Below are 21,249 nucleotides of genomic sequence, written 5' to 3' on the forward strand. Positions count from 1 at the left end.
GCGCCGCCGCCTGCCCTAAACCATCGCTCCGCGTGATCGCTCGTGACCGGCATGATCCGTAGAAACTGGCTGTTCCTGCCCGCCTTCGCGCTGCTGGTCGGGTTCTTCCTGCTGCCGAGCCTCGACATCGTCCGCTCGAGCCTCTTCGACCCGAATTTCACGACCGAGCACTTCGATCGCGTCATCGACCGTTCGATCTACACCACGATCTTCTGGCGGACGTTGCAGGTCTCGCTGGTCATCGCCCTCCTCGCAGCGCTGGTCGGCTATCCGGTGGCCTACTTCATAAGCACCCGCCCCCGCCGCACCCAGTTCCTGCTTATTTTCCTGATCTTCGTGCCGCTCTGGATGAGCATCCTGATCCGGTCCTATGCCTGGATGGTGGTGCTCGGCCGCGACGGGATCATCAACGGCGCGCTGATCGGTCTCGGCCTGACCGAGGAGCCCGTGCGGATGCTGTTCACCACGGGCGCCGTCTACGTGGCGATGCTGCAGATCCTCCTGCCGGTCCAGATCGTGACCTGCTACGGCGCGATGACCGAGATCGACATGGACCTGATCCGCGCCGCCCGGGTTCTCGGTGCCACGCCCTGGCAGGCGCTTCGCCGTGTCTTCATCCCGCTCAGTCTCGACGGCACGCTGACCGGCGCCATCATCGTTTTCATGCTGTCGATGGGGTTCTTCATCACGCCCGCCCTGATCGGCAGCCGCCAGGACCTTATGCTCGCCAACCTGATCGAGACGCAGGTCGAGCAACTTAACTGGGGCTTCGCCTCGGCCCTCGGCGTCCTGCTCCTGGCCGGCACGATCGTCACTGTCGCCCTGATCCGCTGGATCGGCGGTCGGCTCGTGCGCCGCATCGCGTGAGGTAGATATGGCAGCCAAGCGCAAACCGACGTCGGCGATCGCCCTGGCGGTCTATTTCTGGTCGATCGTTGCCTATCTCGTCTTTCCGATTTTCGTCGTCATCCCGCTCTCGTTCTCCAGCAGCGATTTCCTGCGCTTCCCGCCGGAACAGATCGGCCTGCGCTGGTACTACGAGTATTTCTCCGACCCGGTCTGGATCGACGCGACGCTGTTGTCGCTGAAGGTCGCGCTGGCCTCGTCCCTCCTCGCCACCATCGTCGGGACGATGGCCGTCGTCGTCCTCGAGCGGCAGGCCTTCCGGTTGCGCGGAATGGTGACGGCCTTTGTCACAGCCCCGATCATCACGCCCCACATCTTCATCGCGCTTGGCATCTTCATCATGGCGATCAAGCTCGGCTTCGCGGACAACGAGCTGACGCTGATAGGGGCGCATGCGACGATTTCCCTGCCCTTCGTCGTCCTGATCGTCGGGGCCTCGATACGCCAGATCGACCCGACGCTGGAACGTGCCGCCCGCGTGCTGGGCGCCGGCCCGTTCCGCGCGTTCCGGGCGGCAACGCTGCCGAGCCTCCTGCCCGCCATGGTCGCCGCCGCGGTCTTTTCGTTCTTCGTCTCCTTCGATGAACTGATCATCGCCCAGTTCCTGATGAGCAGCCGCGAAACGCTGCCGATGCGCATCTGGGCGGATCTGAGGCTCGAGATCAGCCCGACCGTAGCGGCGGTCGCGAGCCTTCTCATCGTCGCGACGACCGTCGCCATGGTCGGCGCGGAACTGCTGCGCCGTCGCGCCGCCTCGGTTCAGGACGGCTGAACGAGATGAAGCACCGGACATCACGAGAGATAGGCAAGGAGCCAACCTAATGCCCGTTAAGTACGAACGCCGGGGACACGTGGCGATCTTCACGCTGGAGAACGACAAGGTGAACCAGCTCACGCCGGCCATGCACAAGGAGTTCCACGACCACATGCGCGTTTTCGTGGCCGATCGCGACGTCCGGGTCGGCATCCTCACCGGCGCCGGCGACCGGGCGTTCTGCGGCGGCGACGACATCAAGCGCGACTGGGGTTACGGCTCCCCTGAGAAGAACACCGACGCGCACTTCTGGCCCTCCACGGACGAGAATGCGGAGCTCCGTCCGGGTTGGGAACGCGAACTCAAGACGATCGAGCGCTACAAGCCGATCATCGGCGCGGTCAATGGCGCGGCGATGGGCATGGGCCTGATCTATCTCCTAAGCCACACCGACATCCGCATCGCCGTTCCCGGCGCCAAGCTGGGGTTCCCGGAGATCGCCTATGGCATGGGCGGCGCCGGCGGCACGACTCAACTCGGCCGACATCTGCCGCCGGCGGTCGCCTTGTGGATGCTGCTGACCGGCGAGCCGCTGACGTCCGAGGACGCGCTGAAGCACGATCTCATCAACGAGATCGTCCCGCGCGACAAGCTGATGGAACGGGCTATGGAAGTGGCCGAGAAGATCGCGTCCCATCCCCCCCTGGCGGTGCGTGTCGAGATGGAGGTCTTCAAGCGCGCGCAGGATCTGCCGCGGGAGCAGGCAATCGCCTTTTCGAGCCATCTCTATCGCCTGCAGCGGGCCGCCTATCTGAGCCAGCCCGGCGTCACGGCGACGCCGCTCGCCGGCGGCAGCGCGCTGAGCGAGTAGGCAGGCACAAAATCGGCCAATCAGGAAAACCCAGATGAGTAGTGATCCAGGGGTTGCCGAGATGGACCGGCTCCGGCCCCAGCTCGAGGCAACGGCAATGCCGGAGTCCCTAGGCGCGTTCGTTCGCGAATGCGCCGCCACGCGCGGCGATAAGATACTTGGCAACTGGTTCGACGAAGGCGAGACGCTGACCTATCGCCAGCTCGACGAATACGCGGACCGCCTCGCCTCGAGCCTCGTCCGGCTCGGGGTGCGCAAGGGCACGCACGTCGCGGTGATGCTGCCGAACGTGCCGGCCTTCCCGATAACCTGGGTGGCGATCGGCCGGATCGGTGCCGTGATGATCCCGGTCAACGCCGCCTATACGGCGGACGAGCTCCATTTCGTCCTCAGCGATTCCGATGCGCAGTTCCTCGTCATCGACGCCGGCCTGATCGGCTCCTACGAGGCCATGGAGAACCGTCCGCCGCTGCTGGACGACACCCGCGTCATCGTGCACGGCGACAGGAACGAGGGCCGGGCTCACTGGCGCGCCCTGCTCGACGAGGGCGCCCTGCCCTTCGAGCCGCCGAGCGCGGTGTCCCGCACCGACCTCCTGAACATCCAGTACACGTCCGGCACGACGGGTTTCCCGAAAGGCTGCATGCTCACGCACGACTACTGGGTGATCATCGGCCAGTACGCGGCGACGTTCCGCGACCAGTGGGGCGGCGTGAAGAACTCGCTGATCTGGGCACCGTTCTTCTACATGGACCCGATGTGGCAGTTCCTGATGATCATGCGCCTCGGCGGCACCGCGCATGTCGCCCGCCGCATCAGCCTGACCCGGTTCTACGACTGGCTGAAGGACTATGAGATCAACTACTGCATCTTTCCCGAACCCGCCCTCAAGGCGCGGCCCGCCTCGTCCGCCGACAAGGAACTGCATCTGACATACGTGTCGATCTACGGCTGGAGCCGCGAGGCCCGCTGCGAAGTCCAGGAGCGCTTCGACGTCGTCGCCCGCGAGGGCTATGGAATGACCGAGATCGGCGGCGCGACCCTGGTGCCGGCGGCCGCCGAGGCCAAGGCGCTCGAACGGACGTGCGGCCTGCCTGCCCCCTTCCGCCACCTCCGCATCGTCGACGAGGCCGGCAACGACGTGCCGACAGGCCAGACCGGCGAACTCTGGGTTTCGGGCCGGTCGATCCTGTGGGGCTACTACAAGCGGCCGGAGGCCAACGCCGACTCCTTCCGGGGAGAATGGTTCCGGACCGGCGACGTCTTCCGCCGCGACGAGGACGGCTACTACTACATCGTCGGCCGCATCAAGGACATGATCAAGCGCTCGGGCGAGAACATCGCCGCGCAGGAGGTCGAGGCGGTGCTGCGCCTTCTGCCCGAGGTGGAGGAGGCCGCCGTCGTTCCCGTTCCCGACCCGATGCGGAGCGAGGAGGTCAAGGCCTATCTCCTCCTCAAGGCCGGCACCGACCGCGATGCCTGTCCGCCCGAGACCGTGATCGAGCACTGCAAGGCCCATCTCGCCGCCTTCAAGATCCCGCGCTTCATCGCATACGTCGACGACTTCCCGAGGACGCCGAGCCGCAAGATCCAGAAGCGCGTCCTGATCGAGGAAGCCGAGGACCTGCGGGCCGGATCCTACGACCGGCAGGAAGCAAGGTGGCTCTAGGGGGACCGGCCTGATCCGGCCGCGCTTCGCGAGCGGTCGGCTACTCACCCCATAAGACGCACGCGGACACCGCAACGAGGCGGTCGTCGGGAGGACGGCGCCTTTCGAGAGCGGATCTCTGTGTCCGGATAGCCGTACGGGTACAGCCGGCCTGCCTTCTCGCCTTGTCGCCCCGTCGGTTTGATCGGCCGATCACACAGCAGAAACACAGTCCGTTGCCGCTCCGCGGCAATGGCCCTTGACAACCGATAAATTCAAAATTGAAATATTCAGAACTGAACCACTACGGACAACGGACCGAACGAACGATGAGCCTCGAAGTGACGCGAACGGTTTTTCTCGAAGAACACGAGGCCTTCAGGAGGTCCGTTCGCGGTTTCCTTGAGCGCGAGGTTCTGCCGCACTACGCGCAGTGGGAAGAGGACGGGCGGACGCCCCGGGAAGCCTGGCTCCAGGCCGGCGAGATCGGCCTCCTGGGTACAAGCATCCCGCTGGACTATGGCGGGGTCGGCGGCGATTTCCGGTTCGACGCCGTCGTCCTGGAGGAGCTGGGACGCCTGACCCTCGGCGCGCCGGCCTGGGACATGCACGGCTACATCGTCGCGCCGTTCCTGACGCATTTCGGAACCGAGGATCAGAAGCAGCACTGGCTCCCCCGGATGGCGTCGGGCGAGACGATCGGCGCGATCGGCCTGACCGAGCCCCACACCGGTAGCGACCTCGGCGGTCTGCGGACAACCGCCAAGCGGGTGGACGGCGGCTACCGCATCAACGGCAGCAAGATCTTCATCACCAACGGCATCATTTCGGATCTGGTCCTGCTGGCCGCGAAGACGGATCCCGAGCGCGGCCCGAAGGGGATCTCGCTGTTCCTGGTCGATACCTCGCTGCCCGGCTTCCGGCGCGGCCGCAAACTTAAGAAGGTCGGCAACCACGCGCAGGACACTGCAGAACTGTTCTTCGACGACATGATCGTCCCCGAGGACGCCTTGCTCGGCGGCGTGGAGAACGAAGGCTGGCGGCAGCTCATGCACGGGCTGGCGCAGGAGCGGATGGTGGTCGCCGTCCGTTCGATGGCGATGGCCGAGGCCGCGTTCGAACAGACACTCGACTACGTGCGCGGGCGATCGGCGTGGGGCAAACCCGTCGTCTCGTTCCAGAACACGCGCTTCAAGCTGGCCGAACTCGAGACGGAGATCGCCGTCGGCCGCCCCTTCGTCGACCAGTGCATCGCGCTCCTGGCCGAAGACCGGCTGAGCGAACGAATGGCGGCGAAGGCCAAATTGTGGACGACCAGGCTCGCCGACCGGGTGATCGACGATTGCGTCCAGCTGCATGGCGGTTATGGCTACATGCGGGAATACCCGATCGCGAGGGCCTGGACGGATGCGCGCGTCCACCGCATCTGGGCGGGGACGGACGAAGTGATGAAACACATCATCTCCCGGACCTACTGAGGTAGAAGACGAGCCATGCAGCACGCCGCACCGAACGATCGCTCTGGGCCGGCCGCCGCCGCGACCCTGGGCGCGATGGTGACGGCGGCCTGCGCCCTGCGCGGCGCCCGCCCGTTCCTGACCGACGCCGATCTCCGGCTGCACGGGCCGGGCGTGGAGACGGCGACGCGCCTGGCGGCGGGGGCGCTGCAACGGCTCGGGGTCGCGCGCGGCAGTCACGTGTGTTTCATCGCGCGCCCGAGTGTCGCCCACACGGTCGCCTGGTTTGGCGCCGTCCGCTGCGGGGCCGTCGTAACCAGCCTGCACCTCATGGATACGCCGGATCGCCTGGCGGGAACGATCGACTGGCTGGGGGCCGACCTCCTGCTCTGCGACAGCGAGTTCGCCGATCTGGCGAACCGGATCTGCGAGGCGGCCGCCCGCCCGCCAGGGGTCGTCCTGCTCGATGACCCGGAAGGCTTTCCGGCCGCCTTCGCCGACCCCGTGGAGCCGCTGGACGCCGCCGACCCCGACGATCCGGTGGCCGTCGTCCTGTCGTCCGGGTCGACGGGGCGGCCCAAGGGCGTCGTCCATACCCACCGGACCATTCTCGCTTCCTGCGCCGCCGGACCGGAGGTCTATCGCGACCTCGACGACAGCGACAGCGTGCTCGTCGTCATCGGCACCTCCTTCGGCGGCTGGGCCAACGTGGTGCCGCCGTTTCTCGCATCGGGCGCCCGCCTTCACTTTCAGCGCCGGTTCGACGCGGCCGCCTTCGTCGATGGCCTGCAGTCCGAACGGATCACCATCGCGCCTCTGGTTCCGACGATGTGGCGCATGGTGCTCGGTGCCCTGAGCGACAGCGACGACCTGTCCGCCGTGCGGCTGGCCTTCATGTCGGGAGAACCGCCCGAGGGGGCGCTGGTCGAACAGATCCAGGCGCGCGTCGCCGCGCGGGTGACCACCGCCTATCTGTCGACCGAGGGCGCCTGCGCCTGCGGCGTCCTGGTTCACGAGGACGCCTTCGCCGCCGACGACGCGCCGGCCGGCCGCGTCGCCAGCGCGGCAAAGGTCCGCATCGCCGATCCGGAAGACCCTGCGAAAGGGGACCTGGGGCCGGGAGAGGTCGGCGAGATCCTGCTGTCGGGGCCCTCGCTCGCGACAGGCTACTGGAAGGACCCGACTCTGAGTGCGGAGCGCTTTCGCGACGGCTGGTGGCGCTCCGGAGACACCGGCTACCGGAACGAGGCCGGCAGCCTCCGCGTCGTCGGCCGGACCGACCACCTGATCAACAGCGGCGGCATCAAGGTCCAGGCCGAGGAGATAGAGGCCGCCCTGATGCGCCATCCCGCCATCCGCCAGGCGGCGGTCGCGGGAATACCGGATCCGCTGTGGGGGTCGCGCATCGAGGCCTGGGTGGTCCTGGACGACGCGAACGTCTGTCCCGGCGACATTCTCGGCTGGTGCCGGGAAAACGAGGTTCTGCACGCCGCCAAGTTGCCGAAGGACATCCATCCGGTCGACAGCCTTCCGACCGGGCCGACCGGCAAGCTCTACCGGCGGGCCCTGGTGGGAGGCCCGACATGACCGATCTCGACACCGCCACGACGCCACGGAAATCGAAGAAGGCTCGGCCCGGAAACCGGACGGCCGACGGCAAGGAGCATCTGCGGCTGTGGGTGCGCTTGCTGGCCTGCGCGCACAGCGCCGAGCAGCGCGTGAAGGGACGGATCAAGGAGCGGTTCGGGATCAACCAGACCGCCTTCAACCTGATGTCCCAGCTCGACCGGTTTCCCGACGGCATCCGCATGGGCGAACTGTCTCGCCGTACGGTCGTGACCGGATCGAACGTGACCGCGGTGATCGACGATCTCGAGAAGCGCGGATTCGTCGTGCGCTCCCCCGCGCCCGACGATCGCCGGGCAATCGTTATCAGCCTGACCGACGAGGGCCGCGAGGCCTTCGCCGAAATGGCGCCGATCCTGGCCAGCTGGATCGAGGAGATTTTCGCCGAGTTCTCGGTGGAATCCCAGGCGGATCTCGTTTCGCGCCTGGACGAGCTGAAGGAGGCGATGCACGCCACGCTCAGCACAAGCCTGTAGCAGCGGGTTCGAAGAGCCAACAAGCCGCCCCGCACGACAAGAACAGAGGGACTTTGAGTATGAAATTCAAACTGGGAAGTGCAGTCTTCACCCTGGCCGCTTGCCTCGCGATTTCGCCGGCCGCCGCCGAAGGCCTGAAAGTCGGAATCACCGGGACCTTCACCGGTCCGAACGCGACCAACGGCATCCCCTACAGAAACGCCATCGAGACGTTCCCGGATACGATCGGCGGCATGCCGGTCGAATGGATCGTGCTCGATGACGGCACCGACCCGACGACCGCGACGAAGAACGCCCGCAAGTTCGTCGACGAGGACAAAGTCGACGTCCTTCTGGGCTCGACCTCCAGCGTGACGTCCGCCGCGATCGTCGACGTCGCCAACGAGGCGCAGACGCCGATGATCGCCCTCGCCCCGATCCGGATTCCCGACGACAAGCGGGCCTGGGTCTTCAACCTCGCCCAGCCGGTGCCGATCATGGTCTCGGCGATCATCGAGGACATGAACAAGAAGGACCTGAAGACCATCGCCTTCATCGGCTACGCCGATGGCTGGGGTGATCTGAACTGGACCGCCCTGGAACAGGTCGCGGCCGACAACGGCATCGAGGTGATCGGCGGCGAACGCTTCAACCGCACCGACACGTCCGTCACCGCCCAGGTCCTGAAGACCATCGCCGCGGCGCCCGACGCCGTCTTCATCGGCGCTTCCGGCACCGCGGCCGCGCTGCCCCACGTGACCCTGCGCGACCAGGGCTTCGAAGGGCCGATCTACCACACGCACGGAACGGTGACGAAGAAGTTCATCGAAGCCGCCGGCCCCGCGGCCGAGGGCGCGCTCATGCCCACCGGCCCGATGGTCGCGGCGAACGACCTGCCCGATGCCAACCCGATCAAGGCCGTCTCGCTCGACTTCATCTCGACCTATGAAGGCAAGTGGGGCGAGGGCTCGGCGAACCCGCTGGGCGGGTATGCCTGGGACGCCATGCTGCTGGTCGGCGCCGCCGCCAAGGTAGCCGCGGAAACAGCCGAGCCGGGCACCCCGGAGTTCCGCACGGCGATGCGCGACGCCCTGCAGAGCGGAGCCGAGGTCGCCGGAACGAACGCGATCTACACGTTCACCGAAACCGACCACTACGGCGTAGACGAGCGCGCGCGCGTCCTCGTCGAGGTCAAGGGCGACGGTTTCCGCCTGGCGGAATAGCCGGACACGGTCCGCACCGGGCGCGACCGCCGGTTTCCGGAAACGGAACGGCGGCCGCGCCCGGGGCGCCGGTCCCGCGATCGATCCCTGAAAACCGAACCCGAGGCCCGCGGCCGATGAACTCGAACATTGCCCTGCTGCTTGCGCAGGACGGACTGACGAACGGGCTCGTCTATGCCCTGATGGCCTTGTCCATCCTCTTGGTCTTCGTCGTCACCCGCGTCCTCTGGGTCCCCGCCGGCGACTTCCTCATGCTCGGCGCGCTGTCGCTCGCGCTGTTCCAGCAGGGCGTGGTTCCCGGCACGGTGTGGCTTACCGGCTGTCTCGGCCTCCTTTGCGCGCTGGTGGAAGGCTGGCGCGCGTGGCGGCGCGGCAATGCCAGGGGACTGCCGGCGACGCTGCTGCTGTCTCTTGGAATTCCATTGGTTGCCGGGGCGCTGTCGCTCTGGCTGGCGCCGATGAAGCCGCCGCTTCCCGTCCAGATCGCGCTCGTGATCGGACTGGTCGCGCCGATCGGCTACATCGTCTACCGCGTGGTATTTCAGCCCCTGGCCGACCGGCCGACGCTTACCTTGATGTTCGTGGCCGTCGCGGTGCATTACGCGCTCACCGGGCTCGGCCTGATCTTCTTCGGGTCGGAAGGCTTTCGCACGCCGCCATTCATTCCCGGGCGCATCGACATCGGCGTGACGCGGGTCTCCTGGCAGCTCATGCTGGTCTTCGCCGCCTCGGCCGTTCTGATGCTCGCGCTCTGGCACTTCTTCGGCCGCTCGCTGTGGGGCAAGGCCCTGCGCGCAACCGCCGTGAACCGCTTCGGCGCCCGGCTCGTCGGCATCCGCACCAATTCCACCGGGGCGCTGGCCTTCACGCTTGCCGCGGCCATCGGCGCGTTCTCGGGCGTTCTGATCGGTCCGGTCACGACGCTCTACTACGACTCGGGGTTCCTCGTTTCGCTGAAGGGCTTCGTCGGCGCGGTGATCGGCGGCCTCGCGAGTTTTCCGCTGGCCGTTCTCGGCGCGGTGCTCGTCGGCCTGGTGGAGAGCTTTGCCGCCTTCTATGCATCGCCGTTCAAGGAAGCGATCGTCTTCGGCCTGCTCATCCCCTTCCTGCTTTGGCGATCGGCCACGCAGCCGCGCCGTCATGAGGACGAAGAGCATTGAGCCCGCGCCGCCTCTTCATCGCCGGCGCCGTCGCCCTGTTCGCGCTCGCGCCGTTCGTACTGCCGATCGGCTACGTGACGCCGCTCACCTATATCGGCCTGTCGGCCCTCGTTTGTATCGGCCTGGTGCTGATGACGGGCGTCGCGGCGATGACGTCCTTCGGGCAGGCCGCGTTCTGCGGCGTTGCCGCCTATTCGACCGCGGTGCTCACGACGCAGTACGGCTGGTCGGTATTCGCGACCCTGCCCGTCGCCCTCGCGGTGACGGTGCTGTTCGCCGTCGCGCTCGGCGCGCTGACCGTGCGCCTCGCCGGTCACTACCTCGTTCTCGGCACGCTCGCCTGGGGGATCGCGCTCTTCTACCTGTTCGCCAACATCCCGGTTCTCGGCGGGTTCAACGGGATCACCGACATCCCACCGGTCTCGATCGGCGAGGCCGCGCTGACCGACCCGCGCGACTTCTACCTGCTCATCTGGGGCCTCGTCGGCCTGGCGATGCTCGCGGTGACCAACCTGCTCGACAGCCGCATCGGCCGGGCGATGCGCAGCCTCCCCTCGGAGGTGCTGGCGGAGAGCTTCGGCGTGTCGACCGCGCGGCTCAAGCTGATCGTCTTCGTGCTCGCCGCATTCCTGGCCGGCCTGTCGGGCTGGCTGCAGGCCCACTACGTCCGGGTCGTCAATCCGTCGCCCTTCGGGGTCAACGCGTCGATCGACTACCTGTTCATGGCGGTGATCGGCGGCACCGGCAACCTGGGCGGCGCGATCCTGGGTCCGGCGGTCTTCGAGACCGTGCGGACATGGTTGCGCGAATGGCTTCCGCTCCTGACCGGCAGGACGGGCAGCTACGAGATCACCGCCTTCGGTCTCCTGGTGATCATCCTGATCCAGGGCGCCCCCGCCGGGCTGATGTCGTTTGTCTCGCGGTTTCTGCCATCGAAGCAGCCCGTGAAGGCGCCGGCTTCGGCGCCGGCCCTGCCCCGGCGCCCGCTTCCCGAGCGCGGCACGCCCCTGCTCGAGGTCGATTGCGTGTCCAAGGTCTTCGGCGGCCTGCGTGCGGTCGATGACGTCTCCTTCGACATGAAGGCGGGAGAGATACTCGGCCTCATCGGCCCCAACGGCGCCGGCAAGAGCACCCTGTTCAACCTGCTGACCGGTGTCGCGTCGCTGACCTCCGGAACCGTCCGGTTCATGGGCACCAGGATCGAGACGCTGGCGCAGAGGGACATCGCCGCCCTCGGCGTGGGACGGACGTTTCAGCACGTCCAGCTTCGCCCGCAGATGAGCGCGCTCGAGAACGCCGCCTTCGGCGCGAACCTCCGCGGGTCCGCCGGCGTCTTCGCCGCCATGGCTCGCGCCGACCGGGCGGAGGAGGCGCAGATCCTGCGCGTCGCCCAGGATCAGCTTGAGCGCGTCGGGCTGGGGCACCTCGCCGACGTCGAGGCCGGCAATCTTGCGCTGGGACAACAGCGCGTCCTCGAGATCGCCAGGGCGCTCGCCTTCGATCCGGCGCTGCTTCTGCTCGACGAACCAGCCGCGGGCCTGCGCCATCAGGAAAAGCAGGATCTCGCGGCCCTTCTGTCCGACCTGCGCGAGCAGGGACTGTCGATCCTGCTGGTCGAGCACGACATGGATTTCGTGATGAATCTGGTCGACCGCCTCGTCGTGGTCGACTTCGGCGTCAAGATCGCTGAGGGCGATCCCGCGTCGGTGCGCGCGAACCCACGGGTGATCGAGGCCTATCTCGGCGGCGTCGACGACCCGATCGATGGGCCCCTAGACGGGCTCGCGGAGGTGCGCCCATGACCGCCCTGCTCGAAGCGCGCGGCATCGGCGTCAACTACGGCAAGATCGTGGCGGTCTCCGATGTCTCCCTGTCCGTCGCCCCCGGCAGCATCGTCACGGCGATCGGCCCCAACGGCGCGGGAAAGTCGAGCCTGCTGCGCGCCCTCGTCGGCGCCCAGCCGAGCTCGGGAGAGATCCATTTCATGGGCGAACGGATCGATCGCCTGCCCATGGAGGACCGCATCGAGATGGGCCTGGTCCTCGTACCCGAGGAACGCGCCCTGTTCTCCAGCATGAGCGTTCGCGACAATATCGAGCTCGGTGCCTTCGGCCGGCGCGGCGACGGATCGGCGGCGATCGATGCCGTGCGCAGGGAAATCTATGAGCTGTTCCCGCGCCTGAAGGAGCGCGCCGGGCAGGAAGCGGGAACCCTCTCTGGCGGCGAACGTCAGATGCTGGCGCTCGCCCGGGCGCTGATGGGCAAGCCGCGCCTGCTCATGCTCGACGAGCCGTCTCTGGGGCTCGCGCCGCGCATCGTGCGCGACATCTTCCGGATCATCATCGAACTCCGGCGCCGCGGTGTGTCACTGCTCGTCGTCGAGCAGAATGCCCGCGCAGCCCTGCAGGCCGCCGACCGCGGCTATGTCATAGAGCAAGGCAGGATCGCCATGGAGGGCGAGGCCGGGGCCCTGGCGAACGACGCCCGCGTTCTCGCGACCTATCTCGGCGGGCCGAAGTGACCCGGAACAGCCGCCGCTGCCCCATCCCGCCGATCAGGTCCTGGAGTCGCCGGCCGACCTGACCGAGGTCGGCCTATTCCACCACCGATGCGACCACCGCGAGGCAGTCGCCGGGCTTGATCAGGCCGGGAAAATGCCGCGCGGCCAGAAGGCCGGTGTTGCGCGACTGGACCACGACCGGCTCGCCGCCGACGTGATCCACCGGCCAGATCAGGGCCAGCGGATCGTCCTTGGCCACCGGATCTCCAAGGTCCACGAGGACTTCCAGGAGCCCGTTTCGTTCGCAGAAGTGGAAGCAGTCGCCGACCGTCGTGTCGATGTCGATGCTGGGTCCGATCTCCGGCTCGCCGTCCAGTATGCCGGCGTGCTTGAGGAGGTTGCGCACGCCGCGTCGCGCGATCCGGGCGGTACGGGCCGTCGCCGTTCCCCCGCCGCCGAGCTCGGTGGTGACGAAGGTCTTGCCCGCGTCCTCGACGACGGTGTCGTACATGCCGACCGCATCGATCTCGCGCAAGGTCATCGAATAGGGGGCGTTGAAGGCCTGCATCGCCGCGATGCAGGCGTCCTGCTGTACCGCCGAGTCGAGCAGATGCGCCGCCGCGAACGGCACGAAATCGAGCGTCTTCCCGCCGGAATGGTAATCGAGCACGATGTCGGCCAGCGGAACGAGCTGGTTGAGGAAGAAGTCGGCGATCTTCTCGGTCGGCGAGCCGTCGACCCGGCCGGGGAAGCAGCGGTTGAGATTGACGCCGTCGAGGGGAGAGGTGCGCCGCGCCGCGTGGAAGGCCGGCGTGTTCATGAACGGCACGATGATCACGCGCCCCCGGATCTCGGCCGGCTTGAGCTCGTGGGCGAGCGCCTGCAGCGCGATTGGGCCTTCGTATTCGTCGCCGTGGTTGGCGCCGGTCAGGAGCGCGGTCGGCCCGTCGCCGTTGCGGATGACGGCGATCGGGATCATCACCGAGCCCCAGGCCGACTCGTCGCGGCTGACGGGCAGGCGCAGGAACCCGAAATGGGCGCCGTCCCTGTCGAAGGGGATGGTCGGCACGATCGGGCTGGGACGCGGCGGCGCGCTCATCAGTCCTTCACCAGAAGCCTGCGCGGCACATTGGCCAGACACTCGGGTCCGTTCTCGCCGATCACGATGCTCTCCGTGATCTCGAGCCCCCAGTCGTCCATCCAGAGGCCGGTCATGAAATGGAACGTCATGCCGGGTTCGAGCACCGTGCGGTCGCCGGAGCGAAGGCTCATGGTGCGCTCGCCCCAGTCGGGCGGATAGGACAGGCCGATCGGGTAGCCGGTGCGGTTGTCCTTGACGATACCGTGCGTCTCCAGAACACCGAAGAACGCGTTGGCGATGTCCTCGCAGACGTTGCTCGCCTTCGCCGCGTCCAGTCCGGCCTCCATGCCCTCCAGCACCGCCTTTTCGGCATCGAGAAAGGTCTGGCTCGGCTTGCCGAGGAAGATCGTACGAGACAGCGGACAGTGATAGCGGTGACAGACGCCGGCGACCTCGAAGAACGTGCCTTCGCCCGCCTGCATCGGCCTGTCGTCCCAGGTCAGGTGCGGCGCCGCGGCATCGCTGCCCGACGGCAGCAGCGGCACGATCGCTGGATAGTCGCCGCCGACCCCGATCGCGGGATCGTAGCGCAGGCCCGCATCGTAGATCTCGGCCACGAGACTGCTCTTCGGTAAGCCCGGCTCGATTGTCTCGAAGATGCGCTGATGCATCCGCTCGACGAACCGGGCGGCCGTCCGCATGTAGTCGAGCTCCTGCGGGGACTTCACCGCGCGCTGCCAGTTGACGAGCGCCGTCACGTCGCAAAACCGGGCGTTGGGGAGCGTTTTCTGCAGCGTCGCGTAGGCGGCCGCGGTGAACCAGTAATTGTCCATCTCGACGCCGATCGCGAGCCTGTCCCAGCCGCGGTCGGCGATCCGCGCGGCGAGATAGTCCATCGGGTGGCGCTCGGTCGACTGAACGTAGTGGTCCGGATAGCCGATGATGTTCTCCGGTTTCATGAAGGTGGTTCTGAGCGCGCCATTGCCGTCCTGGCTGCGCCCGAACCAGACCGGCTCGCCATCCATCGCCAGCACCACGCACTGGTGCACGTAGAAGGACCAGCCGTCGTAGCCGGTGAGCCAGGCCATGTTCGAAGGATCGGTGACGATGATGAGATCGACACCGGCCACCTGCATCGCGGCGCGCGTCTTGGCGATCCGGGCCTCGTATTCCTGTCGCGTGAAATGAAGTCTCGGCGCCTGCATCGGTCCTGGCTCGTTTCCTGTCAGCTGGTGAAGTCGGTCCCGGCGCCGCGCGCGGCGGCGCGCTCGCGGGCCAGTGTGGCGATGGCGGTGTCCTGCACGCCGGTTCCCGTCAGGTCCGCGATCGTGATCTGGTCCGGGGCCGTGCGACCGGGAGCCTTTCCGGCGACAATGACGCCGAGTTCGGGGAATGCGGCATCGGCAGCCATCACGCCGGCGTCGATGGCGCTGCGCAGCTCGCCGAGGGAACGGGTCTGGCTCAGCCGGTCCGGCACATAGACGTCGGCGCGGCGCAGGCAGTCCGGTGCCAACTCGTTCTTTGTATGCTGGTCCGATCCCATGGCGGTCACGTGCTGGCCCGGATGCAACCAGTCGGCGCGCACGACGGGTGCCGTCGCCGGCGTCGTCGTCACCACGATATCGGCGCCCGCGATCGCGCGCGCCGCGTCGGTTTCGGCCGTCACCGCGATGCCGAGCGCGCCGGTCATCGCCGCGGCCAGCGCCTCGGCCTTGCCGGCGTCACGGCCCCAGATCGTCGCGCGCTCGATCGGGCGCACCAGGGTGAGCGCCTGCAGCTGCAGCCGCGCCTGCATACCCGTACCGAAGATCGTGGCCCGACGGGAGTCGGGGCGCGAAAGATGGCGGGCCGCCACCGCACCCGCCGCCGCCGTGCGCACGTCCGTGAGATAGCCATTGTCCAGCAACAGCGCCTCGACCTGGCCGGTGCGCGCGGAGAACAGGATCATCAGGCCCGTCGTCGACGGCAGGCCGATCTTCGGATTGTCGAAGAAGCCGGGCGACACCTTGAGGGCGAAACTGTTGATGCCGGGAACGTAGGCCGTCTTCACGTCGACCTCGCCGTTGTGCTCCGTGATCGCCATCGACAGGATCGGCGGCATCACGACCCCGCCGCGCGCGAGCGCCCGGAACGCGTTTTCCACGCACCCGACCGCCGCGTCGTTGAGCGGCACGGCCGAGCGAAGCTCCGTTTCGGTGAGGATCCGGATCGTCGGCATCAGGCGGCCTCGTCGGCAACGTCGACCGTCTCGCCGGAAACGACCCGGTGATGCAGCGCCATGTCGATGTTGCCGCCGCTGAGCAGAAGCATCGTCGGTCCCTCAAGCGCGATCTTGCCGGCCAGCAGCGCGGCGACGCCCACGGCGCCGGAGCCTTCGACGATTTGGCGTTCCTGCCAGTAGCAATGATGGATCCCCAGGGCGATCTCCGCTTCGGTCAGCAGAACCACGTCGTCGACGAGAGCGCGCACCATCACGAAGGTATGCCGGTTGCCCAGCCCGATGCCGCCGCCCAGGCTGTCGGCGAGGGTCGGAAGCTCCCGGACTTCGACCGGTCGGCCGGCGGCAAGGCTCGCGTGCATCGCCGCGCCCCGCTCCATCGACACGCCGACGACCCGGATGCCCGACTTCCGCGCCTTCAGGGCGGCGGCGACGCCGGAGATCAGTCCGCCGCCGGAAAGCGGCACCACGACGGTGTCGACCGCCGGCATGTCTTCCAGCATTTCCAGCCCGAGCGTGCCCTGGCCGGCAATGACGCGGCGATCGTCGAACGGCGGGATCATGGTCATGCCCTCGGCCACGAGCCGGTCGACCGCCTGTTGCGCTTCATCCTGGCTGCGCCCGCCAATCAGCACGTCGGCGCCTTCGCCGCGGATCGCCGCGACCTTGTTCGCGGGAACCAGCTCCGACATGGCGATGACGCAGCGCACGCCGGCCGCTGCCGCCGCTCTGGCAAGGCCACGGCCATGATTGCCGGTCGAAACACCGACAACCCCGGCCGCGCGTTCGGCGGGTGTGAGCGACAGCACCGCGTTGGTGGCGCCACGGAACTTGAAGCTGCCGCTGTGCTGGTGGTGCTCGAGCTTGAGCGTTACGGGCACGCCCGTCCGCCCGCTCAGAGAAGCCGACGGTTCGACCGGCGTGTGACGGATCGCGCCGGCGATTGTCCGCCGGGCGGCGACGATCTCGTCAACGCTGACAAAGGGATCCTCGCTCATGCGGCACGACTGGTCGCTGAGAGCGCGAACAACCGGCCCGGCGCACCCGGCAAGGGCGCCAGATCCGCATGCTGCAGCATCCGCCAGAGGCTCGCCTGATTGGAGGAGACGACAGGTTTCCCCAACCGGTCCTCAATGGCGTCGATGACCCCCAGCGCCGGCAGCGCGGTGCAGGAGAGGAAGACACCTTCGACATCCGGCCGGTCCGCCGCTTCGGCCGCCGCGACGATGGTCGCCGCCGACACCCGCGCCATTTCGCGGTCGTCGGAAAGACCGAGGCACTGGGCGCGCGCGACGTCCAGCCCGCGCCGGGCGAAATAAGCCGCCATCGGCGCCGTGGTTTCGGGCAGATAGGGCGTCACCAACGCGATCCGGCCGACGCCGAGCGCGGCGAAGGCCTGAACCGCGGCATCGGGCGGCGTGACGACCGGTACGCCGGGACGTGCCGTCCGGATCGCCTCGGCAACCGCGTCATCGCCGATCTCCACCGAGGCTGCGGTGCAACTGAAGCAGATCGCCGCCAGGGCGACGTCGGGCACCAGAAGGTCCGCCGCCGCCGTCAATGTCGGCGCCATCCGGGCGAGGTTTTCCGGCGTGGTCGGGTTGGCGTAGGGCACCCGTGTCACATGCAAGGCGGCCCGCTCTGGCGGCAGCACCCGCCAGGCGTCGCGTTCCGACGTCAGGTCGGTCGCAAGCGCGATCAGTCCGAGGCGCGAGACATGGCTCGGCTCCAGGTCCGGACGGACCGGAGAAGACATAACGGTGGTCATCGCGGGCATCCGGTCAGACGACGAGAACCGGGCATTTGGCCGTCCCCGTCACCTTGTGCGAAACGCTGCCGAGCAGATAGCTTTCGATCGAGCCCAGCCCGCGGCTGCCGATCACGATCAGGTCGACGTCGTGCTCCTCGGCGAACGCGACGATATTGCGCGCCACCGGGCCGTTCCTCACGAAGGCTCGTACATTGCCGGCGCCCAGTTCGCCGGCGTGCGCCTTCGCGCCCTCCGCCACGTCCTTGGCCGCATCGCGCATGATGTCGTCCATGTTGCCGGGTTCCTGCGGGCGGACCATCGAGAAGGAGGCCTCCAGCATCGAATGATGGCGATAGATGGTCAGGACCGTCAGCTCGGCCCCCGTCAGCGCCTTCAGTTCGACGGCCTTTTCGAGTGCCTTGAGGGCGTTCTCCGACCCGTCGACGGGCACCAGAATATGCTTGAACACGGCGTCCTCCCTCACTTCGCGAAGGCGAGGTCGCGCAGGAACAGCGCGATCTGCGGGAAGAAGATCAGGGCGACCGAGACACCGAGCAGGATGAGGATGAAGGGCGGCGTGCCCTTGACCACCTCTATATAGGGACGCTTGAACACCGCGATCGCGGTGAAGATGTCACAGCCGAAGGGTGGTGTCGCGGAACCGATTGCGACCTGCAGCGTGATGACCGTGCCGACCAGGACCGGATCGAGCCCGACCGAGTCGACCACAGGCGCGAAGATCGGCACCAGGACCAGGATGACGACGATCGGATCGACGAACATGCAGCCAATGAAGAAGGCGATGGAGATGACGAACAGGACACCGATCGGCCCCATCGCGTCGATGCCGATGCCGCCGAGGATCGCCTGCGGGATCTGGGCAAAGGAAATGATCCACGAGAACGCCGCGCCCGCCGCAACCAGGATGAACACCACCGCCGTGATCAGGCCGGTCGACTTGGCGGTCTGGTAGACGTCGCCGAGGCTCATCGAGCGGAAGACGAGGACTTCGAGGATCAGGGCGTAGAGCACGCAGGCGGCGGCCGCCTCGGTCGGCGAGAAGATTCCGCCGTAGATGCCGCCGATGATGATGACCGGAAAGCCGAGCGGCCAGAGCGCGCGTTGCACGGCGTGGAACCGGGCTCCCCAGCCTGCACGCTCCTCCGTCGGCACGTCGTTCCGGTAGGCATAGATGACGCTGTAGGTGGAGAACAGGACGAGGATCAAAAGGCCCGGTCCGATACCGGCGATGAACAGCTCCGAAATCGAGGTATTGGAGACGACGCCGTAGATGATCATGCCGATCGACGGCGGGATCAGGAAGGCGATGTCTGAGGAATTGACGATCAGCGCCAACACGAAGCTGTCATTGTAACCGGACTTCAGCATGCGGGGGCGCAGCGGCCCGCCGACCGCCACGACGGTGGCCTGGGTCGAGCCTGAGACGGCGCCGAACATGGTGCAGGCCGCAGCCGTGGAGACCGCCAGGCCGCCCTTCACGTGACCCACGAACTTCATCACCATGTCGATCAGGCGGTCGGCCGACTGGCCGCGCGTCATGATGTCGGCGGCGAAGATGAACATGGGCACGGCGATCAGCGACGCGGGGCGAATGCCGGCCATGAACTGCTGGACCATGGTCTCCATCTGCCCGAAGCCGCCCATCATCATGTAGAAGCCGACGAAGGCGCCGACGATGAGCGGGATCATCATCGGGAACCCGAGCAGCAGAAGCACGATCATGATGGAAAAGATCGTCAGTGCCATGATCGTCGCCCCTCAGATTTCCTGCTCGTCGGCCGTATAGCCTTCGAGAACGTTGGTGGAGAGGTAGATGTCCTTCTCCCGGACGTTCTTGATGGCGGTGAGGAGGTACTGCATCCCGGTCATGAAGAAGCCGACCGGCACCCAGATCAGGGTCCACCAGACCGGGATCTGCAGGGCCGGCAGCACGCGCCCGCGGCCTGCCTGGGTCACGATGTAGCCGTAGGAATACCAGCACAGCGCGAACATGAAGGCCGCGGTGATCAGCGCGATCGCGATCATCATCGGCTTGCGCATGGGGGGCGGCAGCGCGTCGTAGATCGCCGACATGCGGATGTGCCTGCCCTGCCGCGCGGCGTAACTGATGCCGGCGAAAGTGATCAGGATGATCAGGATGCGGTTGAGCTCTTCGGAAAAGAAGATGCTCGACTGGAAGACGAAACGGCCAACCACGTTCGCGATCGTGTTGGCGGCCATCAGCAGGACGCCGACGGCCAGCATTGCCGACTCGATGCGACTGATCAGGCTGTCGATCGTCCCGAGGAATCCGGGCAGCGACGACGCGTGCTCCGAGCTTTGCGGCTGGTCGGTCAATGGTCTTCCCCCGAGTCCGCCGGTCAGACGAGTCCGCCGGTCAGAGACGCCGGGCGGGGACAGGCCCCGCCCGGCGGTGGCTCCCGTGAGCGTTACTGGGCGGCCGCCTTCAGATCCGCCTTCAACTGGTCGAGGATCTTCTTGCCGCTGTCGCCGGTCATCTCGATGAACTTGGTCTCGACATCGGCGGCGGCGTCCTTGAAGCACTTGCGCTGCTCCTCGGTGAGCACCGTCACCGTCATCTCCGGCTTGGCCTTCTTGATCTTTTCGAGTTCGGAATCGGCGAGGCCCTTCTGATAGTCGACGATGTAGTCGTAGGCGGCATCGGACGCGGCCTGGATCGCCTTCTTGTCGGCATCGCCGAGGCCATCATAGAAGTCCTTGTTGGCCATCACCGCGGTGGTGAAATTGTTGTGGCCGGCATAGGTGATGTAGTCGGTGACCTCGTAGATCTTCGTCGAGTAGAGGAAGAAGGTCGGGTTCTCCTGGCCCTGGATGATGTTGGTCTGCAGGCCGCCATAGACCTCGCCCCAGGGCAGCGGCGTCGGCGTCGCACCGAAGGCCCGGTAGGATTCGACCAGCAGCGGGTTGGTCATCACCCTAAACTTCACTTCGTTGAGGTCGGCACAGCTCTCCACCGGGCTCTTGGTGGTCATGGCGACCTCGCCCTCGGGGAACATCGTCAGCAGTTCCAGCCCCTGATCGGCGTAGAGCTTCTGGAAGTCCTCGTTGATCGCCTTGGAGTTCTTGTAGAAGCGGGCGAGCTGATCCTGGTCCGTCGGCAGCAGATAGGGCACGAAGAAGACCTGCGCCTCGGGGATCAGAGAGCCGGTGAAACCCGGCGACTGGTCGACGAACTGCAGGATGCCGGCCTGGGCCTGCTCCATGATGTCCGCCGACTCGCCCAACGTCCCATAGGGAAACAGCTGGATCGTATGGTCGGTGTTGGCCTCGACCTCTTCCTTGAACTTCTGAGCGAACTTGCCCTGCACCTCGTCCATCGATTCCTCGAAGGCGTAGCGCCAGGTTTCGGCCATGGCAGCGGTCGAGGTGAGTGCGAATGCGGCGGCGGCGACGCCGGCCAGAACCCGCGTGATTGTCATTGAGTGTCTCCTTCCTGTCGTCCCTGTCCCCGGCGCGCTTCGCACCGATATGCTTCGCTTCGGTGCGCGCGCTTTCGGAAGGCGGATAATCCGCCCTTGTTCTTGTGTCAGGGGGGCGCGTCTCGCCGCGTCTGGACAG

General features: G+C 66.9%; 20 protein-coding genes. 11 read left to right on the forward strand and 9 right to left on the reverse strand.

Features of this window, described 5'->3' with window-relative positions:
- Positions 1-51 precede the first annotated feature (51 nt).
- From MUB46_RS20145 to MUB46_RS20195, 11 genes are all read left to right on the forward strand, one after another.
- A complete protein-coding gene (locus tag MUB46_RS20145) occupies positions 52-867 on the forward strand; it encodes an ABC transporter permease (RefSeq protein ID WP_261617764.1) in 816 nt (271 codons plus the stop codon).
- A 7-nt stretch (positions 868-874) separates the two neighbouring features.
- Positions 875-1,678 (forward strand): ABC transporter permease, encoded by an 804-nt coding sequence (locus MUB46_RS20150; RefSeq protein ID WP_261617765.1) that lies wholly within the window; start codon positions 875-877, stop codon positions 1,676-1,678.
- 49 nt (positions 1,679-1,727) lie between these two features.
- Positions 1,728-2,531, forward strand: a complete 804-nt coding sequence (locus tag MUB46_RS20155; RefSeq protein WP_261617766.1) for an enoyl-CoA hydratase/isomerase family protein — start codon at positions 1,728-1,730, stop codon at positions 2,529-2,531.
- A 34-nt stretch (positions 2,532-2,565) separates the two neighbouring features.
- Complete coding sequence (locus tag MUB46_RS20160) at positions 2,566-4,200, forward strand: class I adenylate-forming enzyme family protein (RefSeq protein ID WP_261617767.1); 1,635 nt, start codon at positions 2,566-2,568, stop codon at positions 4,198-4,200.
- 308 nt (positions 4,201-4,508) lie between these two features.
- Entirely contained in the window at positions 4,509-5,657 is a 1,149-nt protein-coding gene (locus MUB46_RS20165) for an acyl-CoA dehydrogenase family protein (RefSeq protein ID WP_261617768.1), read from the forward strand.
- A gap of 15 nt (positions 5,658-5,672) precedes the next feature.
- The gene (locus MUB46_RS20170) at positions 5,673-7,223 is read left to right on the forward strand and encodes a class I adenylate-forming enzyme family protein (RefSeq protein WP_261617769.1); all 1,551 of its coding nucleotides are present in this window, start codon (positions 5,673-5,675) and stop codon (positions 7,221-7,223) included.
- On the forward strand, positions 7,220-7,738 hold the full coding sequence (locus MUB46_RS20175) for a MarR family winged helix-turn-helix transcriptional regulator (RefSeq protein WP_261617770.1): 519 nt from the start codon (positions 7,220-7,222) through the stop codon (positions 7,736-7,738). Before MUB46_RS20170 ends, MUB46_RS20175 begins: the two co-directional genes overlap by 4 nt.
- 59 nt (positions 7,739-7,797) lie before the next feature.
- Positions 7,798-8,940, forward strand: a complete 1,143-nt coding sequence (locus tag MUB46_RS20180; protein WP_261617771.1) for an ABC transporter substrate-binding protein — start codon at positions 7,798-7,800, stop codon at positions 8,938-8,940.
- Between the two features lie 116 nt (positions 8,941-9,056).
- Entirely contained in the window at positions 9,057-10,100 is a 1,044-nt protein-coding gene (locus MUB46_RS20185; protein ID WP_261617772.1) for a branched-chain amino acid ABC transporter permease, read from the forward strand.
- Positions 10,097-11,902: a branched-chain amino acid ABC transporter ATP-binding protein/permease gene (locus tag MUB46_RS20190; RefSeq protein WP_261617773.1), complete on the forward strand. Its 1,806-nt coding sequence runs from the start codon at positions 10,097-10,099 to the stop codon at positions 11,900-11,902. The genes MUB46_RS20185 and MUB46_RS20190 overlap by 4 nt, the downstream gene beginning before the upstream one ends.
- The gene (locus tag MUB46_RS20195; protein WP_261617774.1) at positions 11,899-12,621 is read left to right on the forward strand and encodes an ABC transporter ATP-binding protein; all 723 of its coding nucleotides are present in this window, start codon (positions 11,899-11,901) and stop codon (positions 12,619-12,621) included. The genes MUB46_RS20190 and MUB46_RS20195 overlap by 4 nt, the downstream gene beginning before the upstream one ends.
- Positions 12,622-12,694: 73 nt before the next feature.
- Here MUB46_RS20195 and doeB read toward each other — a convergent pair whose 3' ends face one another.
- The 9 genes from doeB to MUB46_RS20240 form a co-directional block, all read right to left on the reverse strand.
- On the reverse strand, positions 12,695-13,699 hold the full coding sequence (gene doeB / locus MUB46_RS20200; RefSeq protein ID WP_261617775.1) for a N(2)-acetyl-L-2,4-diaminobutanoate deacetylase DoeB: 1,005 nt from the start codon (positions 13,697-13,699) through the stop codon (positions 12,695-12,697).
- Positions 13,699-14,886 carry an ectoine hydrolase DoeA gene (doeA, locus tag MUB46_RS20205; RefSeq protein WP_261617776.1) on the reverse strand — a complete coding sequence of 396 codons (1,188 nt, stop codon included), beginning with the start codon at positions 14,884-14,886 and terminating at the stop codon, positions 13,699-13,701. Before doeA ends, doeB begins: the two co-directional genes overlap by 1 nt.
- A gap of 20 nt (positions 14,887-14,906) precedes the next feature.
- Positions 14,907-15,899 carry an ectoine utilization protein EutC gene (eutC, locus tag MUB46_RS20210; RefSeq protein ID WP_261617777.1) on the reverse strand — a complete coding sequence of 331 codons (993 nt, stop codon included), beginning with the start codon at positions 15,897-15,899 and terminating at the stop codon, positions 14,907-14,909.
- A complete protein-coding gene (eutB, locus tag MUB46_RS20215) occupies positions 15,899-16,897 on the reverse strand; it encodes a hydroxyectoine utilization dehydratase EutB (RefSeq protein WP_261617778.1) in 999 nt (332 codons plus the stop codon). The genes eutC and eutB overlap by 1 nt, the downstream gene beginning before the upstream one ends.
- Positions 16,894-17,667 (reverse strand): aspartate racemase/maleate isomerase family protein, encoded by a 774-nt coding sequence (locus MUB46_RS20220; RefSeq protein WP_261617779.1) that lies wholly within the window; start codon positions 17,665-17,667, stop codon positions 16,894-16,896. The genes eutB and MUB46_RS20220 overlap by 4 nt, the downstream gene beginning before the upstream one ends.
- Positions 17,668-17,680: 13 nt before the next feature.
- Entirely contained in the window at positions 17,681-18,118 is a 438-nt protein-coding gene (locus MUB46_RS20225; RefSeq protein ID WP_261617780.1) for a universal stress protein, read from the reverse strand.
- Between the two features lie 11 nt (positions 18,119-18,129).
- Positions 18,130-19,416: a TRAP transporter large permease gene (locus tag MUB46_RS20230; protein WP_261617781.1), complete on the reverse strand. Its 1,287-nt coding sequence runs from the start codon at positions 19,414-19,416 to the stop codon at positions 18,130-18,132.
- Positions 19,417-19,428: 12 nt separating this feature from the next.
- A complete protein-coding gene (locus MUB46_RS20235) occupies positions 19,429-20,007 on the reverse strand; it encodes a TRAP transporter small permease (RefSeq protein WP_261617782.1) in 579 nt (192 codons plus the stop codon).
- Between the two features lie 92 nt (positions 20,008-20,099).
- Complete coding sequence (locus MUB46_RS20240; RefSeq protein ID WP_261617783.1) at positions 20,100-21,110, reverse strand: TRAP transporter substrate-binding protein; 1,011 nt, start codon at positions 21,108-21,110, stop codon at positions 20,100-20,102.
- Positions 21,111-21,249: the final 139 nt, after the last annotated feature.

The organism is Microbaculum marinisediminis (genome assembly GCF_025397915.1).
GTDB classification, from domain to species: Bacteria; Pseudomonadota; Alphaproteobacteria; order Rhizobiales; family Tepidamorphaceae; genus Microbaculum; species Microbaculum marinisediminis.